The sequence below is a fragment of the Flavobacterium sp. Root420 genome (assembly GCF_001427905.1).
Classification (GTDB): Bacteria; Bacteroidota; Bacteroidia; order Flavobacteriales; family Flavobacteriaceae; genus Flavobacterium.
In genome coordinates, this window is sequence record NZ_LMEF01000001.1 from 691,678 (window position 1) to 714,836 (window position 23,159).

Below are 23,159 nucleotides of genomic sequence, written 5' to 3' on the forward strand. Positions count from 1 at the left end.
ATTTTTTTGATCAAATGAATTTTATAACTTCTTAATTACAAATTCACTTCGTCTGTTTAATTCGTGATCTTCTTCTGAACAGGCATCATCTGTTTTACATTTGATAATTGGCACAGATTCTCCATAACCTTTAGCCGAAACTCTGCTGGCATTGATACCGGACTGAATGATAAATTCTCTGGTTGAATTGGCTCTTTTTTGAGATAGTTCTTCATTGAATTTGGCATTTCCACGAGAATCTGTATGGGAACCAATTTCTATCACCATTCCAGGATATTTATTCATCAAAGCGACAACCCTGCCTAAGACAACTTTGGATTCCTTACGGATGTACCACATATTATAATCAAAATAAATCGGATCTGTTTTAATGATTAATCGGTCTTTATCTTTTACGACATCTTTTTCTTGTGCCATAATTTGATTTTCTTTTTCTTTTTTCTTCGCTTCTCCGGCTGCAATTTCATCGGCCTTAGCTTTTTTTGTTGCTTCATTTAAAGCGATAAGAGCCAGAGCTTCCTTGTCCCTTTTCTCTTTTTCCAGACGAATTTCCTCTTTTCGTTTATCCTCTGCATTCTTCTGTTCTTCCAATTTAATGGCTTCTAAAGATTTTAGTGCCAATGAGCCGTCGTTGGTTATATTTCTGGTTTTTCCAATTTCCAAGATTCTTGACTCGTTGGTATATTTTTCTTTAAAAGCAACAATTGTATAAGAGCTCTCACAGGCAACAGTAAAACTAAATTTCCCATCTACAGAAGTCGTAACTGTATTTAAAGTCTTTTTAGCAGAATCCTGTAACATTACAGTCGCATTTTCAAGTACTAATTTAGTATCAACATCGGTAATTGTTCCGGCAATAAATTGTTTACAATCTTCGACAATTAAATCTTTAATTTCCTTGAATTGATAGATATCATCGCTTCCTTTTCCGCCATCTCTGTTGGATGCAAAATATCCTTCTTTAGTATCTGAATCAATATTAAAAGAGAAATCATCCAAATTAGAGTTTAATGGCAAACCAATATTTACAGGTTCTGAATATTCATTTCCGTTAATATCCGAAACAAAAACATCCAAAGATCCGTAACCTAAATGTCCATCAGAAGAAAAATAAAGTTTATTATCATTTGAAACAAAAGGAAATTGTTCTCTTTTATCTGTATTGACAAGCGGCCCCAGATTTTTTGGTGTATCAAATGCTCCCTTATTGACATTTACTGAATAAATATCAAAAGAACCAAGACTTCCCGGCATATCAGAAGCAAAATACAACACTTTTTCATCAGCGCTAAGAGCAGGATGTTCTACAGAATAATTTGGACTGTTGAACGGAAGTGCTGTAATATTAGTCCATTTTCCATCTACTAATTCAGCTTTAAAAATCTGAAGATTTGAAATTTTATCGTCGTTTTTCTTTTTAGTTCCGTTTTTAGAATTATTACGAGTAAAATACATTGTTTTACCGTCTTTAGTAAAAACAGCATTTGCTTCGTGCATTCCGGTTTTTAATTCGTCAGCAAAATAACTTACATTCGATTCAGTGGCATTAATTTCATTTAGAGGAACGGTAACCAAATTCAAATACGTTGCATTATCCCATTTAAATTTTTTATCTAACAATCCCGGTTTTAACTTTACTCCGGCAAAAACTAAATTACCTTTATATTTTACAGCTCCAAATTCAGAATTAGGCGTATTGATTGCGAGATTTTTAATATCAAATCGGTTTCCAATTGCAGAAACATTTTCTAGTTCGTGAAGCTCATTTTTAAAATAAACAGAATCCTTGCTAGTTGTTGATAAAGCATAATATTGTTTTAAAACTTCATTTGCATCTGCATACGTATTGCTCGCTTTTAATGTTTGAGCATATCTGAAATAATATTCCCGATCTAAATCTTTTCCATACTTTTGAAATAAAAGTCTGTAATAACGTTGCGCTTTTATCAAGTTATTTGTGTAGTAATAAGAATCGGCTAAGTTTTTAATTACTTCCTGAGAAGGTTTTTCCTCAGCTAACTTTTCATATAAAATAATAGCTTCGCTATAAAATGTCTTATCAAAAAATCTTTTGGCTCTGACCAAATCTTTATCCTGGGCGTTTATAAACTGTATTGAAAATACGAATATAATAACTAGTAGTTTTTTCATATTTTTCATTTTAAAAGAATCTAGGTGATTTATCATATCCTTTTCCTAGTAAATCTAAATCAAACAGCAACATAATTTCATGCGTCCCTGAATTGAACTGTCCTAAATTTGAAAGCGTATAATCGTAGGCATAACCAATTCTCAAAGAAGGTGTAACATTAATATTTGCCAAAGCACTAAAGGAATCATTTATCCTGTAAGCCGCACCAAGTTCAAACTTCTCATTATACAAAACATTTGCAGTAATATCTACAGCAACTGGCGCACCTTTTACAAATTTTGCCATTGATGCAGGTTTGATTTTCCACATATCGTTTAACTGAAAAACATATCCACCTGTTAAATAAGTATGAATTTCTTCGGAGCCATAAGCGTTTAAACCTGATTTTTCTTCGATTTGTTTTGACTTCAATAAATTTGGAGCAGACAATCCTATATAAAAATTATCTCTAAAATAATATGCCCCTATTCCAATATTTGGTTTGGTTACGTTGATATCTTCTGCGAAAGCGGCATCAGTAGCTGCATTTCCGCTTTGTAAAAGAAAGCCATTAAAATTGCTTTGTAATGCGGAGAATCCAGCTTTAAGGCCAAGTGAAAGTTTATTTTTTCCACCTAAATTAAGGACATAAGCAAAATCAGCATAAGCATTGGTTTCTTTTTTGGCTCCGTCTCCAATATCATCAGATACTAAAGATAAACCCACTTCGATTTTATCACTTAAGGCAGTGTGCCCGAAAAATGTAAACGTTTTTGGTGCTCCAACGGCGCCTACCCATTGCGTTCTGTATAAGCCTCCAAAATTCATCATCAAAGGAGTTCCTGTTGCATAAGCGGGATTGATCACACTCATATTATACATATAATGGGTGTATTCAGGATCTTGCTGTGCCGAGGCTGTGGTCATATAAAAGAGAAAGCTTATAAAGAGTATTATTTTTTTCATTTGAAAATTATATTAAATAATGTAAAACGGAATTATCGATTTAAATAAAGACGTCCCTGTTTAGGAGGCGTGTTGCCTTTATTAAAATGGATAACATAAAAATAAACTCCATTTGGTGCAGTGCCATGGTTAAGCCCCTGTGTTTCATAATTTATTCCGTCCCAACCTGGTTTGTCTTTTCCTCCTCTGTACATTCCGTTCCCATATCGATTGAAGATTTCGATTTGGTAATCAGGAAATAAAAAGTCAATATTCGTAATAACAAATACATCATTCACACCATCACCATTAGGAGAAAATCCATCAGGGATAAAGAAATCCGGTGGTACAACATCACAATCCGTTAATGAAACAATAACTTCTGTATAATCATAAGAAAGACAATTTTCTGTTGAGAAATCGAAGGCATAATACTTTTTTTTATCAACTAAGGCAGTTGTTGGCGGAAATAGATATCCATTTTTTGGAGCATCATACCAAACAACTGACGAAGGCACATTTGTATTATTTGATAAATCTGCAATTGTTGGCGCATCTAATCCGCAAAATTTTTCTCCATCCGGATTTAGTTCCGGAGCCGGAGTATCTTTTAGTGTAACCGTAATCATTGTTGCCGATGACGTACAATTTAAAGTTGTTTCTGTTACATAATAACTTTCCTCTTTTAAAAGATAAGTATTGGCGAGAGGAGTTGTTAAAGCTGGTGAATTATACCATTTATATTGCGTTCCTTTCGGCTCTAAAGTAGCGATCGTAGCTAAATCTGACTTACAAAAAGACTGATTACCTGCAGTTGGTGCAACGGGAATAGGATTTAATGAAAAAGGATCTGCAACACCCGTTATATTTATACCACAGGTAGTTATATTATTTGCTAAATTAGTAACATTTATTGTCGTAGATCCCGTGTTTACAAGTAAACTAGCTGGAACTACAAAACTTGCACTACCATTTGTTGCAGTTAAAGTGACAGTCTGTACTGCTGCCAGATTACTTCCTGTTAGCACATAAGACAATATAACATTAGTTAAACTGCCTAATCCTGAAACTGAAGCTGTAACGGGTGATCCAAAACAAACATCATTAATTTGGATTCTTAAAGTGGGTACATTAGGAAGTGGATTTATAAGAATTGTACCTTTTAAATCTGCACTGTTTGTACATTGTGAAATTACATGAGTAATATTAGTAATCTTAATTTCTCCTGTACCACTTTGCGAATTCAAAATCCCAGGTAATGCAAAACTTGCGCTTCCACTCACAAATGTAACTCTTGCTATTTGGGAAGATGCATTATTAGCACCTGAAATGTTATAGAGAATATCATAATCACCATCTATAATTCTTACAGCATCAGAAATATTAACTAAAGTATTGCTATTTTGACAAGTTATTATAGGGGCAATTTTTGCACCTGTTAAATCCGGTATTGGATATATTCTTAAAACATCTGATAAATTGTTGATGATATTTTTACAAGCCCTTTCACTATTTACAGAATATATATCATTAATACTTACAGTGAAATTTCCAACCCCCTGAAAATAATCTGAATTTATTGGAAAAATAAGTACACCATTAGTAAAATTTGCCATTATCGTTTCTGATCCGCCATTTGGTCCGGAAACATTAAACGAGACATAATAACTACCATTAGGAATAGTTGTAGCACCTCGATTAATAGTTACAGAATACGTTGCTGTTGGAATTTCTGTTTCGCATATATCAGAATCCACTATAACTTTGGCACCTGTAAAATCAAGTTTTCGCTCCAGCCTGATCCTAATCATGGTTGATTCATCTGAACAAATTGGGTTTGCTGAAGCCACAGTATAAGTAAAGAAGTAATCCCCTGCTCCTAATCTGTTGAATATTTTTTGTATATCAATATTATGATCTCCAACAGTGGTTAATTCTCCGGTATTGCTATTATCTATCCACACACCACCTGCATCTTCTCCGGAAAGTGAATTAAACAAATCATAATCTGTATAAGCAGTTAAACCATCACTCCCACATAATGATACTCTATTAGCTCTTCCTGACTCAGGTGCCCTGATAACAGTAACCTTTGCAGTTGACGACATGGCTGGACAAGTACCAATAGCAGACATCGTATAAGTAAACTGAAAAGTTCCGCGCAAATTTTTTACGGCAAGATTGGGACCAATATTTTGATTTGTAGTATCGTTATGCCATTGTCCGTTATAATGCGGTGCTAAATATTCGCCATCAAAAGCAGAGAAAAGATTAAAAGTCTCAATAGCGCTACAAACAGAAACATTTGGAGATGAAACTCCTGAGTATCCTCCTATCGTTACTTTAACCGTGGCTGAATTATCCGGACAAAGTCCAAAACCTTCAACAGTATAGGTATAATTAAAAGTCCCACTACGACGAATAAGATGTGCATTTAAAATTCCCGTTGTTGCATCTAGCCCTCCAGAACCATTATCATCAGTCCATTCACCTCCGGTAAGAGGCAAACCATTTAAAAAAGAAAATAAATCTATTGTTTGGTTGCTCACATCAGCAACATTACAAATTGGAGGAACTTCTCCATCATCACCAGCACATTGTGCAAAAGTTGTCGAAGGAAAAAATGAAAGAAAAACGAAAAACAAAATTACTCGTAAGAAATTAGCGTATTTTTCAACCATAACTATTAATTTGTAGGCAAACTTAATAAATATTTAACGCTGGTTAGGTACTATTTTTTTAAAAGAACAATATTTTAGTAAAATTTAAACAAAATCTAAAAATATTATTGATAATCACGATTTTAATATAAAAAACTACACTTTTTTCAAATGTAATTTCTTACAATTCATCTTCCAGTTTAAACCTGAATTTTAAAATCAAACTATTACGTTCAACCTCCAAAGTAATCCAAATATCTTCTTCCGATTTTAATAGCATGTTTATTTGCTGCAATGAATATTTGTATGGTGTCGTCTGATTAATACTAACAATAATATCTCCTGCTTTTAAACCACATTTCTCGGCTGCAGAATGCTTACGGATGTTTACGATTTCATAAACAGGTTTTAATGAAAACTTATATCTGAAATCATTATTTTTATTATCATTAAAACCTGTTTCACTTGGTGAAGTAACCACTCGAACAGTTTCTAAACGAACGGTTTCCTGAACCCATTGCAGACCATTATGTTGTACAGTGATACCACTTTTGTTATAGGTAAAAGGTTCTGAAAATTTACTGTTTTTTTTAAGAAACATCTTTTTATCTGCATAATCTAAAATAACAGTAAATCGTTTTAAAACTTCACCACCGACTGAACCAATACGTCCCGGAACCATTCTGACATTTCTAATAGAGGTTGAATCTGGAAAAGCAACTATTGGATTTTTAAAATCAAATTCATCAACAGAAAACTTCTTAATCTTAGCCCGATGACCTTCTACATCACCACTAAATCCTTTTCCTAAAAAATCAGGAAAATTCTTTTTAGGCAATTTAATTTTATTGTTGTCAAAAATCCAGAACGCATCACTATTACCAATATCAATTAATAATTTAGCAGCAATATTAACACTGTCAACAACAGCATTTGCAATAATATAAGGCTTCGCTCTTTCGATAGTGATAGGAATTGTCTTAAATTTTTTGTCTATCCTCTTTTGATTTTTTTCGTTGTTGGTATGTATAATTACCTTTTTCTTCTGATAATTAATTTCAACTAAATTATTTTTAAAAAATTGATATCCAATAATACCATTTACAGGAATTCCGATATGAGAAGACAAGTTAAAATTTTGATCTAAAATAATATACAACAAATGATTATGAGATCTTAATCCATGAGTTTCCAATATATTATTGGTTGATTTTAGCCCCTCAATTTCTTCTTCACTTCCTAATCCTCTTAACTTTATCTTCTCTACATTTTTAAAGCTAACTTCTTTTTTCTCTTCCATACTAAACAAGATGGTTTCCTCGACTCCTGAATCTAACAAGAAATTCAATTCGATTCCATTGACTTTTATCGGAATAAAAACAAGATTATTAATGAGTTTAAAAGGTATAACTACCTTAGTTCTGTGATCTTCGATTGAGAAATCTTCCTGAGCCAAAAGCAAAAAAGGTGTGAAAAGCCCAAAAAACAACATAAAATATTTTTTCATTGATAATATTTTAGGATAAAATTAATAAAAATATTGATAATTGTTACATTTTCGTAACACCCTATAATGTTTACGTTAAATTGGAAAAAAAAATGCAAATTTGCACTTCAATAATTAAGCTCATGCCAACAATTTCACACAAAGGCAGAAACATGCCCGAATCACCGATACGCAAACTAGCTCCTTATGCAGACATTGCAAAACAAAAAGGACATAAAGTGTATCACTTAAACATTGGTCAACCGGATATAAAAACACCCGAAGTGGCCATCGAGGCGGTAAAAAATATTGATTTAACTATTATAGAATACAGTCCGTCTGCCGGATATGAAAGTTATAGAAAAAAATTAGCAAAATTTTACCAACGTCAAAACGTAAATGTTAACTCAGAAGACATCATTATAACTACTGGTGGCTCTGAAGCCTTATTATTTGCACTGGCCACTATTACAGACCCAGGAGATGAAATCATTATTCCTGAGCCTTTTTATGCTAATTATCACGCGTTTGCATCATCAACAAGTGCAACCGTTGTCCCTGTAATTTCGACTATCGAAAGCGCTTTTGCTTTGCCTAGCATTGAGATGGTTGAAAAATTGATTACACCAAAAACGAAAGCCATTTTAATCTGTAATCCCGGAAACCCAACAGGTTATTTATACTCTGAAGCCGAAATTAAACAACTAGCAGGTTTAATCAAAAAACACGATTTGTATTTAATTGCAGATGAAGTGTATCGCGAATTTTTATATGATGGTGATGATGTTCATTTTTCTGTAATGAATCTGGAAGATGTACAGCAAAATGTAATTATGGTAGATTCTGTTTCAAAACGTTACAGTATGTGTGGCGCAAGAATTGGCTGTCTGGTTACTAAAAATAAAGATGTTTTGGCAACTGTAATGAAATTTGCCCAGGCACGTTTGAGTCCGCCGACCATCGAACAAATTGCTTGTGAAGCTGCCATAGACACGCCTCAAAGCTATTTTGACGAAGTAATTTCTGAATATAAAAGTCGTCGTGATACTTTAATCACCGAACTTAATAAAATTGAAGGTGTAATTGTAACGAAGCCAAAAGGTGCTTTTTATTGCATCGCTCAATTACCAATCGAGAATTCTGAAGACTTTGCACAATGGCTTTTAGAAAGTTACGATCTTAATGGCGAAACTGTAATGGTTGCTCCTGCTGCCGGTTTTTATTCGACTCCCGGAATGGGACTAAATCAGGTAAGAATTGCTTACGTATTAAACAAAAAAGATTTGATTAAAGCTGTAAACGTTTTAAAAGAAGCACTTTTAGTTTACAATAAAAGATAAAATCAAAAAATACTTACTCTAAAATCTGTTTTAACTTAATGTTAAAACAGATTTTTTTTGCATTGTATTTTCCTGAAAATAAACCTATAAAGAAGCTTTTATGCAATTAGTTCTTAGTAAATTAGCTATAGATTTATAGGCTTTTTACAATGAAAAAGTTAATTATAATATCATTTCTCTTTCTGACATCAGTATCCTTTACTATCAATAGCAATAGTTTAGATGCAAAAAATCGTCTTAAAATTAAATCTGGTTTTAATTTTAAAAATGAAAGTATAGAGCATTATAGAAAAGAAATTAACCGTGCTTTTTCATTATTAAAAAAACAAAAAAAGAAGATTGATTTAGAACTCAATAAAAACGAAAAAGTACAAATTCTTTCCATTGCTTTTCCGGAAATACTAAGATACGACTCTTATTCTGATTACCTGGAGACCTCCTCAAACAGAATTTTATATGTGAATGAAGGAAAAAGTGCATCTGATTTTTCAACTGGTTATTTTCAGATGAAGCCTTCCTTTATAGAGGATTTAGAAAATCATGTTGCCAATACAGAAAGTTTGAAGGTATATGATTGGATTCTTATTCAAAAGAAAAATGAAACAGAGGCCAGAAAAGAGAGGATAAACCGCTTAGGAAATTTTCAGTGGCAACTTCGATATCTAAAAGTATTCTGGCATGTGGCTGAATATAAATATCAAAACATCGATTTTAAAACTACACAAGACAAAATTCGATTTTTCGCAACTGCCTATAACTACGGATTTACTAAACCAGAGAAAGAAATAACAAAATACCAATCTCTCAAAAAATTTTCCCCAAGTGAAAATCCTAACTCTGAAAAATTTGCGTTTGCCGATTTTTCAATTGATTTTATAAATACGTATTCCTATTTTTTTAATCTATGAGCATAAATAAATAAAAACACTAAATTTAAAAAAAGTAAATAGGACTAATTTAAACTATATCCAAAAAGGATCAATTAAATAGTAAAAACGATAGAAAAGGTTTCCTTTTTATTAATTATCTTTACCGCCTTAAAAAGATATACCCATTATAATAGTAGTTTTTAATGACAAATAACGAAGATTTTTTAGACGAAATAGGAGACAATCATTTTAGCAGCAACGCGAAAAACCCTGTAAGACAGGATGCTTTTGACTTAACAGATGATGAAAAAATAGAAAAAATAAAAAAAGATGTCGAAAACATTCTACAAACTCTTGGAATGGATTTGACGGATGACAGCATAAAAGGCACTCCAAACCGAGTAGCAAAAATGTTTGTAAAGGAGATTTTTGGTGGCTTAAACCCTTCAAAACAACCAAAAGCTTCTACATTTGAAAATAATTACAAATACGGTGAAATGTTAGTAGAGAAAAACATCACTGTTTATTCTACCTGCGAACACCACTTACTTCCAATTATTGGTAGAGCCCATGTAGCTTATATTTCCAGCGGAAGAGTTATCGGTTTATCTAAAATGAACCGTATTGTAGAATATTATGCAAAAAGACCTCAGGTTCAGGAGCGTCTTACGATGCAAATTGTTCAGGAACTTCAAAAAGCTTTAGGCACTGAAGACGTTGCCTGCGTAATTGACGCTAAACACCTTTGCGTAAATTCAAGAGGAATTAAAGACATCGAAAGCAGCACAGTAACTTCTGAATTTGGTGGAAAATTTAAAGATCCTCAGACTAAAAGAGAGTTTTTGGATTATATCAAGCTAGACACTCAGTTCTAATTTATACGATATTTCTATTATATTTATGGTCTAGCCCTGATAGTAGCGGCATCCTTTTATGGTGGGGTTCACCATAAAAGATACAGCGAATAGCAGGATTAGCTCCTAAAAAAATCAACAAACATCTAAGCAATGCCATTATACACAACACAACATCTAAAAATATACAATTCACTATCAGGTGAAAAAGAAAATTTCAACCCAATTCATGAAGGAAATGTTGGAATGTATGTTTGCGGACCTACGGTTTATAGCAATGTACACTTAGGAAATGTTAGAACTTTTATGTCATTTGACGTTATATTCAGGTATTTTTTACATCTTGATTATAAGGTTCGTTACGTGCGTAATATTACTGATGTTGGACATATTGTAGATGATGTTGATGAAGGTGAAGACAAAATTGCCAAAAAAGCACGTTTAGAACAATTGGAACCAATGGAAGTTGTGCAACGCTATACGGTAGATTTTCATGACATTTTAAAGTCATTTAATTTCCTGCCACCAAGTATAGAGCCAACAGCAACCGGACACATAATTGAACAGATTGAAATCATCAAAAAAATCATCGATACCGGAATTGGTTATGAAGCCAATGGCTCTGTTTATTTTGATGTTGTAAAATATAACGAAACCAACAATTACGGAGTTTTAAGCGGTCGAAATATCGAAGATATGTTAGCCAATACCCGCGATCTTGATGGTCAGTCAGACAAAAGAAATCCGCAGGATTTTGCACTTTGGAAAAAGGCAGAACCAGAACATATCATGAGATGGCCTTCGCCCTGGAGTGATGGTTTTCCGGGCTGGCATCTGGAATGTACTGCTATGAGTACCAAATACCTTGGTAATCATTTTGATATTCATGGTGGTGGAATGGATTTAAAATTCCCGCATCATGAATGTGAAATCGCCCAAAACGAAGCTTGTACTGGTCAGTCTCCTGTAAATTACTGGATGCACGCCAATATGCTGACTTTAAACGGAAAGAAAATGGCAAAATCAACTGGGAATAATATTTTGCCAGGTGAGATCTTAAGCGGAGACAATACTATTTTAAGTAAAGCTTTCTCGGCATCTGTAACACGATTTTTCATGTTACAGGCGCATTACAGAAGTATCTTAGATTTTTCTGACGATGCTATTGTAGCTGCCGAAAAAGGATATAAACGATTAATGGAAGCTGTCGATTCCTTATCAGGAATTACAGCAAGCGCAAGTAGTTCAATTGATGTTTCATCGTGGAAACAATTGTGTTACGATGCCATGAACGACGATTTTAATACGCCAATTTTAATTGCGCAGTTATTTGAAGCTGTTCGTTATATCAATTTATTAAAAGAAGGAAAAGAAAGCATTTCCGCCGAAGATTTAAAAACATTTACAACTGCTATTAATGCTTTTGTATTTGATGTTTTAGGTCTAAGCGATGACAAAGCCGCCGACGGTAATAACGATAAGTTAGAAGGTGTTGTAAACATGCTTATCGGAATGAGAAATCAGGCCAGAGCAGATAAAAACTTTGCGCTATCCGATCAAATTCGTGATCAACTGATCGGCTTAGGCATACAATTGAAAGACGGAAAAGAAGGCACAAGCTTTTCAATATAACCTATTCATTTCTAATAAATCATGAAAGTTATAACTCCATTTGTTTTATTAGTACGCTTTTATCAAAATGCCATTTCGCCCTTTACACCAGCGTCATGTCGTTTCGAGCCAACATGTTCGAGCTATATGATTGAAGCATTGCAAAAACATGGATTATTTTATGGCGGTTACTTAGGAATGAAACGTATTTTGAGTTGTCACCCTTGGGGAAGAACTGGCTACGATCCTGTTCCTGAAAAGAAATGTTCGCATAAACATTAACTTTAAAAAAAGACTTACTCTGCTTTTAATATTTATTTTTACAACCAATAAAAAATACAATACTATATGACACACGCCTTAAACCTCGTTTGGAACCCTTCAGAAGGAATCAATTTAGGATTTTTTATGATTCGCTATTACAGTTTAATGTTCGTAATTGCTTTTGGTTTAGGATGGTACCTAATGAAAAAGATCTTCGAACGCGAAAATGAATCAATTGACAAACTTGATTCATTATTTGTCTGGACGGTTTTAGCTACTTTAATAGGCGCTCGTTTAGGACATGTTTTCTTTTATGATTGGGAATATTTTAGAAATCATTTACTTGAAATCTTTTTACCTTTCAGATTTGAGCCAAAATTCGAATTTACAGGTTTCCAGGGGTTAGCAAGTCATGGTGCAGCAATTGCAATTATTGTAGCGATGTACTATTACAGCAAAATGATCTTAAAACGTCCATTATTATGGATTTTAGACCGTGTTGTTATTCCGGTTGCAAGTGGCGCTATTTTTGTTCGTTTAGGAAACTTTTTCAACTCAGAAATTATTGGACACGAAACAACTTCTGCATTCGGAATTCGTTTTTTACACGATAAATTTAGTAAAGGTGAAGCGGTTAACGCAACTCAAATAGCAGATCCTAAAGAAGCTTACAATGCAATTGCACACAATCCAAAATTTGCCGAGTTATTAGCTCAGGTTCCTGCAAAACATCCAACACAACTGTATGAAGGATTTTGCTATATTTTTGTATTTGCCATTTTATTCTTCTTATACTGGAAAACAAATGCAAGACTTAAATCAGGATTCTTATTCGGGTTATTTTTAGTGCTTTTATTTGTGGTACGTTTCATTGTAGAATTCGTTAAAGAAAGCCAAGGCGGAATTGAAGAAGAATTAGGCTATTTCTCAACCGGACAATGGTTAAGTATCCCTTTTATCATTATCGGTCTTTTCTTTATCATTAGAGCACAAAGAAATCCTTTAGCAACATCTTAAATATATAATTTCAACAATATAAAAACGCCCAATGCTTTAGTGTATTGGGCGTTTTTTTTGGTGCTATATAAATTCATTAATAACTTATACAATGCATTTATTTTGCATTTAAATCCTTATTCCAATCTTTTTCTTCAGGAGCAGAAGACTCTCATTTCATAAAGACGTTCAGTCCCGCTATTCGCTATATCTTTTTCTTCCGCTGTGGGCGGAAGAAAAAGGATACCGCTTCTATCGGGGCTAAATTAGAAGTCTATTTTTCAAAAGGAATATAGCGCTGTTAAAATCTACTTATTAACGCTACAGTTTATAATAAATACAGAAGTACTAATTCAATTTACAAAAATCCACAATCTTCCTGAAACAAAACAAACACTAAGGATAACCTCTGTTTCGGATACATTTAAATCGTGAAAATCTAAAAAATTAGCACAAAAAAAAGATCCAGTTTTCACTGGATCTTTTTTTATATAAACTAGCAAGTTAATTATGCTTTATTATGTTTGTCTTCGATTGTATGTTTATCGTCTTTAGAAATCGTATCAACCAATACTGGTGTAGCGATAAATAATGAAGAATAAGTACCTACAACAATACCTACTAACATTGCAAATATAAATCCTCTGATTGATTCACCACCAAAGATAAACATCGTTAATAATACGATAATCATCATTAATGAAGTATTCAATGTTCTTGATAATGTAGTATTAATAGATGCATTTACGATATCTTCAAAACTACCTTTACGGTTTCCAAGGATAAACTCTCTAATTCTGTCAAATACAATTACGGTATCATTCATAGAGTAACCAATTACGGTAAGGATTGCAGCGATAAAGTGCTGATCCATCTCCATGTGGAAAGGCATGAATTTATAACATAAAGAATAGATTCCTAATACAAAGATTACGTCATGCGCAACAGCTGCAATCGCACCTAATGAATATTGCCATTTACGGAAAGAGATCATTAAGTATAAGAAGATAACTGCCATCGCACCAAGAACAGCCCAGTATGAGTTTGTCTTGATATCTTCAGAGATAGAAGCTCCAACTTTAGAAGCTTGTAAAACTCCCACTCTTTTACCGTCAAAAGTATTTGTGAATTTCTCATAAGAAACATTAGGGAAATATTTCGCCAATGCATCATATAATTTTTTATTCACTTCTTCATCAATAGCTACGCCGTCTTCTTTAATTTTATATTTAGTTGTGATTTTCAATTGATCATCATCACCTAAAATTTTAGCTTCAACCGGAGTTCCAAAAGCAGCAGATAATTCATCTGAAATAGCAGTAGCATCTACTGGTTTTTCAAATTTAACCTGAAAAGTTCTTCCTCCTACAAAATCAACACCTTCATCTAGTCCATTAACGAAGAAGATAGAAACTAAACTTACTACAACTACAATTGAAGAGAAGATATAGGTAAATTTTTTGATTTTAATAAAGTCAAAGTGGAAATTAGTAAACCAGTTTTTAGTAATATTAGTAGAGAAAGTCAAATCTCCTTTTCCGGCAATATTTCTGTCAATGAAAATTCTCGCGATAAAAATTGATGTAAACAATGACGTTACGATACCAATTAATAATGTTAAAGCAAAACCTTTAATTGGTCCTGTTCCAAAAATAAACAAGATTGCTCCAGTCAAAACGTGAGTTACGTTTGCATCAATAATAGAACGCATTGCACCATGCCATCCGTAAGAAGCAACAACTGCTTCAGACAATGATTTACCTTCACGTAATTCTTCTTTTGCTCTTTCAAATATAATAATGTTGGCATCTACCGCAGTACCTAATGTTAATACAATACCTGCAATACCCGGCAATGTTAATACAAAACCAAAACTTGCCATAATTCCGAACAAGAAAAGTAAGTTTAATAATAAAGCAAGGTTAGCATACCAACCAGCTTTACCATAATAGAATACCATCCATAAACAAACTAATAAAAATCCAATTACAGATGAAATTGTACCAGCATCAATAGCTGCCTGACCTAATGATGGCCCTACAACAGTTGATTGGATAATATCTGCAGAAGCTGGTAATTTACCTGCATTCAGTACGTTTGCTAAATCTTTAGTTTCAGCTACGTCGAAAGAACCTGTAATTTCAGATCTTCCTCCAGCAATTGGACCACTAGTAACACCAGGAGCAGAATATACAATGTTATCTAAAACAATAGCAATGTAACTTTTTTGAGCAAAAGCTCTACCTGTCAATTCTTCCCAAACTTTAGCACCCTGACTGTTCATTTGCATAGAAACAGCTGGTTTTCCTAATTGGTCAAAAGTATCTTTTGCATCAGTTACAACACCACCGCTCATAGCAGGTACGTTATCTCTGTTTCCTTTTAAAGCGTATAATTCAACTGCTTCAACTTCTTTTCCTTTAGCATCTTTTAAAGTAGTTGGTTTACTCCACACAAATTTTGCATTGTGTTGGTCAGCAGCCAATAAAATTCTAATTTCTGGTCTTTTGAAATAAGCATTGATAGTAGCAGTATCTTTTGGAGCAAAGTAAGCTAAAACTGGTCCACCACCCTGACCTAACATTTTGTCAAATAGTGGGTTGTTTCCTTTTTTAACATCAACAGAATCTTTAGCATCAGTCAATAAAGCATTCAATGAATCTTTAGCAACAGTTTTAGTTTCTGTTTTCTTAACTTCAGTCTTTTTCAAAGCTTCATTAGTAGCAACTAAGAAGTTTCCAATTTCTTCAATTTTATAAGTTTCCCAAAACTCTAATTGAGCTTTTCCACCTAATAATTTCTTGATTCTATCAACATCTTTAGCACCTGGAAGTTCAACTAAAATCCTTCCGGTTTCTCCTAATTTTTGGATATTTGGTTGTGTTACACCAAATTTATCAATACGCTCTCTTAATACTTTGTAAGCACTTTCGATAGACTCATCAACTTTTCTTTTAATAACTTTTTGAGCTTGCGCATCAGTCATCTGGAAATCAATTCCACCTTCTCCTTGTAAACTTCTGTTTGCAAAAATATCTGGTGAAGCTAATTTTGTAGCTCCGTTTGAATTTGCTTCAAACGCTTCAAAAAACTTATTTAAATAGGTTTTGTTTCCTTCTAAATTTGCAGTCGCATCAGCCAATGATTTATTAAATACCGGATTCTTAGAATTGTTTGACAATCCTTTCAATACATCCTTAACAGAGATTTGAAGAATAACATTGATTCCTCCCTCTAAGTCAAGACCTTTATTTAATTGTTTGTTTTTTACTTCATTATAAGTAAAATTTGTAAAACCAAGATTTAGCACATCTACCTTACCAATAGAATCTAAATATTTTAGCTCTTTATCAGGATTGTCTCCTGCAAAAGCTTTAGCTTCACTTTTGACGCTGTTTGCCACAAAAGTGAACGAAAGTTGGTAAATACTTACCAATGCAAATAGAATTGCGAAAAATTTAATAAGTCCTTTATTCTGCATTATTACTAAAAATTAATTATGTTTTATTGTTTGTTTTTGTTTTAAAGTCCCGTAAAATAAGCCCTGACATCATTTTTTAAAACTAAAAAACCAGATCACGAATTACAGCATTTTTTTTAAACCGAGCAAATATATAATTCTCGAAAAGATTAACCAATTTATTTATTAATTAATCTCAAAAAAAAGACTGCAAAAGTGCAGCCTTTTCCTTTTTTTACCAAATTCTTTATACTAAAATCGATTTTAAGGCATCATTCATGCCTCTAACTGCATCTGCACTTTTAGCAAACAAAGCCTTTTCATTATCGTTTAATTGAATGTCCAGAATTTCTTCTACTCCATTTTTACCTATTATACAAGGCACTCCTATACAAATATCATTTTGTCCGTATTCTCCTTCAACAAATACAGAACAAGCAATCATTTTCTTTTGGTCATTCAATATACTATCAACCAAATAAGCTACAGAAGCCCCTGGCGCATACCATGCCGATGTTCCTAAAAGACCTGTAAGTGTTGCTCCTCCTACCATTGTATCAGCAGCAACTTTTTGCAAAGCTTCTTCTGAAAGAAATTCTGTTACCGGAATTCCATTATAAGATGCTAAACGTATCAAAGGAATCATAGTAGTATCACCGTGACCTCCAATTACCATTGCCGAAATATCATTTGCAGGTTTATCTAAAGCCAAAGACAAGTAAGTTCTAAAACGAGAACTATCTAAAGCACCACCCATACCAATAATTCTGTTTTTTGGTAATCCGGTAGATTTCAAGGCTAAATACGTCATTGTATCCATCGGGTTCGAAACAACAACAATAATAGTATCTGGCGAATGCTTTAATACATTCTCAGCAACTGTTTTTACAATTCCTGCATTAATACCTATTAATTCTTCACGAGTCATTCCTGGTTTTCTTGGAATTCCAGATGTAATAACAACTACATCACTTCCGGCAGTTTTAGAATAATCATTGGTTACCCCAGATACTTTGGTGTTAAAACCTGTATTTGTGGCACATTGCATAATATCCAACGCTTTCCCTTCGGCAAAACCTTCTTTAATATCCAACAACACTACTTCGCTTGCAATTCCTCTATAAGAAATAACATCTGCACATGTAGCTCCAACATTTCCTGCTCCTACAATGGTAACTTTCATATTTTATACTTTATCGGTTATTAATTAATTTATTTTTAGAAACGACAATTCGTTTAATCGTTTAAGTAAATTTAAACAATTAAACGAATTGAAAGTTAAACTTTTTTATTACGCATCGATATTTGCATAAACAGCATTTTTCTCGATGAATTCTCTACGTGGTGGCACTTCGTCTCCCATTAACATTGAGAAAACTCTATCTGCCTCAGCCAAACTATCAATAGTTACCTGACGTAAAGTTCTGAAGCCCGGATCCATTGTAGTTTCCCATAATTGCTCCGCGTTCATCTCTCCAAGACCTTTATAACGCTGGATCGCTGCACTTCCTCCCATTCTTTCATTTGCCTGATCACGTTGAACGTCATTCCAGGCGTATTCTTTTTTGTTTCCTTTTTTAACTAAGTATAAAGGTGGAGCTGCAATATAAACATGACCTTCTTCGATCAATTCTTTCATGAAACGGAAGAAGAACGTTAATATTAAGGTAGAAATGTGACTACCATCGACATCGGCATCACACATAATGATTACCTTATGATATCTAAGTTTTTCAAGATTTAATGCTTTACTATCTTCTGCAGTACCAATGGTAACTCCTAAAGCGGTAAATATGTTACGAATCTCTTCGTTTTCGAATACTTTATGATGCATCGCTTTCTCCACATTCAAGATCTTACCACGTAATGGCAAAATCGCCTGGAAGTTACGATCACGACCTTGTTTTGCTGTTCCACCAGCCGAATCTCCCTCGACCAGGTAAACCTCACATCTTGCAGGATCCTGCTCAGAACAATCTGACAATTTTCCTGGCAATCCGCCGCCACCCATAACGGTTTTACGCTGTACCATTTCACGTGCTTTTTTAGCAGCGTGACGTGCCTGAGCAGCCAAAATTACTTTCTGGATAATGATTCGGGCATCATTTGGATTTTCTTCCAAATAATTCTCCAACATTTCTCCCACAGCCTGAGAAACCGGAGAAACTACTTCTCTGTTTCCAAGTTTTGTTTTTGTTTGTCCTTCAAATTGAGGCTCTGCAACTTTTACCGAAATAATAGCCGTTAATCCCTCACGGAAGTCATCTCCCGCAATTTCGAATTTCAATTTATCTAACATTCCGGATGCATCAGCGTATTTTTTAAGGGTTCTGGTTAAACCACTTCTAAAACCTTGTAAATGCGTACCTCCTTCGTGAGTGTTAATATTATTTACGTAAGAGAAGATATTCTCTGTATAACTTGTATTATAAATCAAGGCAACTTCAACCGGAATTTCACCTTTTTCATTATCCATGCTGATTACATGAGAAATAATTGGCTCACGGTTACCATCCAAATAACGAATGTATTCTTTAAGCCCTTCATCAGAATGAAAAACTTCAACTTTAAATTCTCCTTTATCGTCAATTTCTCTTTTATCAGTAAATGTAATTGTGATTCCTTTGTTTAAGAAGGAAAGCTCACGCATACGGGCTGATAAAGTATCATATGAAAACTCTGTAGTCTGAGTAAAAATAGTATCGTCAGGGTAAAAAGTCTGACGTGTACCTCTTTTATCTGTTTCTCCGATTTGTTTTACCGGATATAATGATTTTCCTCTTTCATATTCTTGCTCATAGATTTTACCGTCTCTAAAAACAGTAGATCTCATATGAACTGAAAGCGCATTTACAACCGAAACCCCAACCCCGTGCAAACCTCCGGAAACTTTATAAGAATCTTTATCAAATTTACCTCCGGCACCAATTTTAGTCATTACTACCTCAAGTGCAGAAATACCTTCTTTTTTATGTATATCAACTGGAATACCACGGCCGTTATCTTCAACTGTTACAGAACCGTCTTCGTTAATTGCAACACCAATGGTATCACAATGTCCTCCCATCGCCTCATCAATAGAGTTATCAACAACCTCATAAACCAAATGATGTAGCCCTCGAACCCCCACATCTCCTATATACATCGATGGACGCATTCTTACGTGCTCCATTCCTTCTAATGCCTGAATACTATCTGCTGAATAATTGTTCTTCTTGATTTCTTCGCTCATATAATTTATTCTAAAAAATGTATTTATTGTCTAACACGCAAATATATAAAAACGCAAATTATATATCCGTTAAATTCCCATTTAAAGCACTTAAGTTATTAACATATTGTCAAAAAAAGTCAATTAAAAAAGGAACAATCAATTTTAAATTTCAATTTTTTAAAATTCCAAAACTTGATTATGCAAAAAAACCGAAATAAACATTGTAATGTCATTTCGGTTTTTGAAGTTTTTATTTTTACAATTTCAAACGCTAAATTGGAATTTGGAATAGTAAAAAAATTGGGATTTTTCTTTTTATAGTTTTTTATTAAAATCTCCTGCATAAACAGAAGTCATTTTATCCAAACTTAAATATTTCTTCAAAACAGCATTAACTTCTTCTACTTTTAATGCCTTAACTTTATTTTCTAAATCATCATAGTCTTCCAATGGAATACCATATTGTAAATAAGTATTAACAAGATTCATCAGGGTATCATCACTTCCTAATCTCGTTTTTCTTTCATTCTGCCAACTAACTAAGTTTGATTTTAATTCCTCAGCAGTAAATCCATCTTTTAATGCTTTTGAAATTTCTTCTTTTGTAGCCGTTTCAACTGCATTCTTTTTCGTCGGATTTAAAAAAGCATAGTACGACCATGAAGCAACATCACTAGTAATAGGCACATCAATAAATGAGCCTGCTCCGTAACTTATCCCTTCTTTCTCTCTTAATCTCATCGGAATTCTTGCACTTAAAAAACCTCCACTTCCTAATATTTCATTGGCCATTACAAAAGCCGGATAATCTGCACTGGTTCTTGTCATTTTAAAACTAATTCTACCAAGCGCTACAGCGTTTTCTTTATCCGGAGTTATATAATCCTTATCCAATACTTTTGTTTCAAAATAAGTAGGTTTAGCTAATTCATACTTTGATTTAGAATTCCATTTTCCAAAAGTGTTTTCTAAAATCTGTACTGTCGATTTACCTTCTAAATCCCCCACAACACTTCCAATACCATTATTTGCTCCTAAAATATTTTGATAAAAATCAACTATCTCCGTTTGTTTTATCTTTTTAAAAGCATCTATTTGCTCCTGAATTGTTGGCGTGTAAAAAATACTCGTTTTATCATATTTCGTAGTCTGCCTGGTAAGTTCCGTAAAAGCAACCGTTTGAGGATCATTCAGGTTAGACTCCAAATAAGTATTATACTCCGTAATCGTTTTTGTCAGTTCATTTTGCGGAAAAGTGGAATTAACAAGCAAATCATTTAAAATTTCCATTACTTCTTTAAAACTTTCTTTATAAGTACTGATGCTAATTGATAAAGTCTGTCCTGAAAAATTAAAATAAATACTAGACTTTAATTGATCCAATCGATCCTGAATTTGCTCTTTTGTTCTGGTTTTAGTTCCTGTTTTCAATAATTGCGCTAGAATTCCGCCAGTATCTGTCTTACCTGCCAATTCTTTTTCATTACTCACCGGAAATTTAAAATTAGCCTGAACTTTACCGCCTTTTATTTCTTTTTTAATCAAGCCATATTTTGCGCCATTGCTCAGTTTTCCTTCAACAAAATTTTGTTTTAAATTTTTTATAGAAGCTTCAAATGCAGCTGCCTCTTTCTCTAAAGCTTTCCCTTTATACTCTTTAGTTAAAGCAACTACTTGCTCGTCTGTATATTCTACAGATTTTACTCGCTGCTCCTCTTTTGAAGGAATAAAAACTCCAATTGTTCTGTTATTGCTTCTAAAATATTTCTCTGCAACTCTTTGAATATCTTCTTTCGTTAATTTTTCAACAGCATCTCTATACAAATACCCTAGTCTAAAATCTCCCGCACCAATAATTTCCGTTAGATTAATTGCAAAAGAAATAGTATTATTCTTAACACCTTCAATTTGTTTGATAATCTTTGCTTTAGCCCTGCTTACATCCTGATCCGTATATTTAGTGGTTGTTATTTTATCCAATTCTGTCCTAACAATTTCTTGTGTTGCTTTAATATCTTTATCATTAGGAACAGCAACTCCAAAATACATAAAACTTGCATCTCTAACACCTGGCTGCCAAACATATAAGCTTGATACTTTTTGAGTTTCAACCAACGCTTTATACAAATAACCAGATGGATCAGAAGTCAAAATTTCACCCAAAGCATCAATTGCAGCAAAATCATTATCAGCGTAAGGAACAGTATGATATAATGCACCTACATTTTTGCTGTGACCAGCTCTTTTAAGCTCAACAAACTTCTCTCCGTCTTGCGCCGGTTCTATTGTATAAGTTTTATCTAAAACCCTTTTTGGTCTTGGAATAGACCCTAAATATTGTCCGATATATTGCAATGCTTTTTGTTCGTCAAATTTACCTGCAATAACTAAAGTTGCATTATCCGGCTGATAGTATTTTTCGTAAAAAACCCTAAGCCTATTCGCTTTTACTCGTTCAATATCTTCTTTGCTTCCAATCGTACTATTTCCGTAATTGTGCCATAAATAGGCTGTAGAGAGAATTCTTTCCTGCAAAACACCATCTGGATTATTTTCACCTATTTCGAATTCATTTCTTACTACCGAGAACTCCTTATCAAGGTCTGTTTGTAAAATAGTCGCATTAATCATTCGATCGGCTTCCATTTCAATACTCCATTTTAAATTTTCATCGTTTGATGGGAAAATTTCGTAGTAATTAGTTCTGTCTAACCAAGTGGTTCCATTGGCAGATCCTCCCTTATCAGAAAGCATTTTTTTAATATCACCCAAATTCTTGGTACTTTTAAAAAGCATATGCTCTAATAAATGTGCCATACCTTTTTCTCCATAACCTTCGTTTCTGGATCCTACACTGTAAACAATATTGACTACCATATTACTTTGGGAAGCATCTGGAATCAAAAGAACTTTTAATCCGTTATTTAAAGAATATTCTTTAACACCTTCTACATTAGTAATGTATTTGGGTATTTCCGATTTTTGCGCATAAACTGAACTCAACGAAACGAATGAGCAGTACAAAATCCCACTTAGTAATAGGTTTCTCATAGATGATATTAAATTATTTAAAATAAATTATTCTTGGTAACCAAATATAGTATTTTTCTTAAATACGATAATCTGAAATTAACTAAGTTTTAGCAATTTACCTTAAAAATAAATTCCAATTTTCTAAAATTCCAATTACTGCTGTAAAATTCCAAATCTTTAAATTCCAAATTCCAATTGATACCATAAAAAAATCTGAAACTAGCATTTATAATGCAGTTTCAGATTCATATTATTGGTCAATTCCTAAAATTGGAATTTGGAATTTAAATTTCTTT

Annotated in this window: 14 protein-coding genes; 6 read left to right on the forward strand and 8 right to left on the reverse strand. The window is 33.3% G+C overall.

Annotated features, from left to right (window positions below):
- Window positions 1-21: 21 nt before the first annotated feature.
- The 4 genes from ASC72_RS03075 to ASC72_RS03090 form a co-directional block, all read right to left on the reverse strand.
- Window positions 22-2,151, reverse strand: a complete 2,130-nt coding sequence (locus tag ASC72_RS03075; RefSeq protein WP_056186910.1) for an OmpA family protein — start codon at window positions 2,149-2,151, stop codon at window positions 22-24.
- 10 nt (window positions 2,152-2,161) lie between these two features.
- Window positions 2,162-3,097 (reverse strand): type IX secretion system membrane protein PorP/SprF, encoded by a 936-nt coding sequence (locus ASC72_RS03080; protein WP_056186511.1) that lies wholly within the window; start codon window positions 3,095-3,097, stop codon window positions 2,162-2,164.
- Window positions 3,098-3,129: 32 nt separating this feature from the next.
- The gene (locus tag ASC72_RS03085) at window positions 3,130-5,757 is read right to left on the reverse strand and encodes a gliding motility-associated C-terminal domain-containing protein (RefSeq protein ID WP_056186515.1); all 2,628 of its coding nucleotides are present in this window, start codon (window positions 5,755-5,757) and stop codon (window positions 3,130-3,132) included.
- A gap of 160 nt (window positions 5,758-5,917) precedes the next feature.
- Window positions 5,918-7,243: a PDZ domain-containing protein gene (locus tag ASC72_RS03090; RefSeq protein WP_056186520.1), complete on the reverse strand. Its 1,326-nt coding sequence runs from the start codon at window positions 7,241-7,243 to the stop codon at window positions 5,918-5,920.
- Window positions 7,244-7,365: 122 nt separating this feature from the next.
- Between ASC72_RS03090 and ASC72_RS03095 the strand changes: the two genes are divergently transcribed.
- From ASC72_RS03095 to lgt, 6 genes are all read left to right on the forward strand, one after another.
- Window positions 7,366-8,562, forward strand: coding sequence for a pyridoxal phosphate-dependent aminotransferase (locus ASC72_RS03095; protein WP_056186525.1), 1,197 nt, complete (start codon window positions 7,366-7,368; stop codon window positions 8,560-8,562).
- A gap of 149 nt (window positions 8,563-8,711) precedes the next feature.
- Entirely contained in the window at window positions 8,712-9,470 is a 759-nt protein-coding gene (locus ASC72_RS03100; RefSeq protein WP_056186529.1) for a hypothetical protein, read from the forward strand.
- Window positions 9,471-9,634: 164 nt separating this feature from the next.
- Window positions 9,635-10,306 carry a GTP cyclohydrolase I FolE gene (gene folE / locus ASC72_RS03105; RefSeq protein WP_056186533.1) on the forward strand — a complete coding sequence of 224 codons (672 nt, stop codon included), beginning with the start codon at window positions 9,635-9,637 and terminating at the stop codon, window positions 10,304-10,306.
- Between the two features lie 132 nt (window positions 10,307-10,438).
- On the forward strand, window positions 10,439-11,917 hold the full coding sequence (gene cysS / locus ASC72_RS03110) for a cysteine--tRNA ligase (protein ID WP_056186536.1): 1,479 nt from the start codon (window positions 10,439-10,441) through the stop codon (window positions 11,915-11,917).
- Between the two features lie 21 nt (window positions 11,918-11,938).
- The gene (gene yidD, locus ASC72_RS03115) at window positions 11,939-12,178 is read left to right on the forward strand and encodes a membrane protein insertion efficiency factor YidD (protein ID WP_056186540.1); all 240 of its coding nucleotides are present in this window, start codon (window positions 11,939-11,941) and stop codon (window positions 12,176-12,178) included.
- A gap of 66 nt (window positions 12,179-12,244) precedes the next feature.
- Complete coding sequence (lgt, locus tag ASC72_RS03120; RefSeq protein ID WP_056186546.1) at window positions 12,245-13,177, forward strand: prolipoprotein diacylglyceryl transferase; 933 nt, start codon at window positions 12,245-12,247, stop codon at window positions 13,175-13,177.
- A gap of 487 nt (window positions 13,178-13,664) precedes the next feature.
- On the opposite strand, the gene secDF is transcribed toward lgt, so the two are convergent.
- The 4 genes from secDF to ASC72_RS03145 all read right to left on the reverse strand — a co-directional run bounded on the left by secDF (window position 13,665) and on the right by ASC72_RS03145 (window position 22,881).
- Window positions 13,665-16,637, reverse strand: a complete 2,973-nt coding sequence (secDF, locus tag ASC72_RS03125) for a protein translocase subunit SecDF (protein ID WP_056186548.1) — start codon at window positions 16,635-16,637, stop codon at window positions 13,665-13,667.
- Window positions 16,638-16,863: 226 nt separating this feature from the next.
- Window positions 16,864-17,799 (reverse strand): malate dehydrogenase, encoded by a 936-nt coding sequence (gene mdh, locus ASC72_RS03130; protein ID WP_056186552.1) that lies wholly within the window; start codon window positions 17,797-17,799, stop codon window positions 16,864-16,866.
- A 108-nt stretch (window positions 17,800-17,907) separates the two neighbouring features.
- Window positions 17,908-19,848: a DNA topoisomerase (ATP-hydrolyzing) subunit B gene (gyrB, locus tag ASC72_RS03135; RefSeq protein WP_056186554.1), complete on the reverse strand. Its 1,941-nt coding sequence runs from the start codon at window positions 19,846-19,848 to the stop codon at window positions 17,908-17,910.
- Window positions 19,849-20,145: 297 nt separating this feature from the next.
- Entirely contained in the window at window positions 20,146-22,881 is a 2,736-nt protein-coding gene (locus tag ASC72_RS03145) for a pitrilysin family protein (RefSeq protein ID WP_056186559.1), read from the reverse strand.
- Window positions 22,882-23,159: the final 278 nt, after the last annotated feature.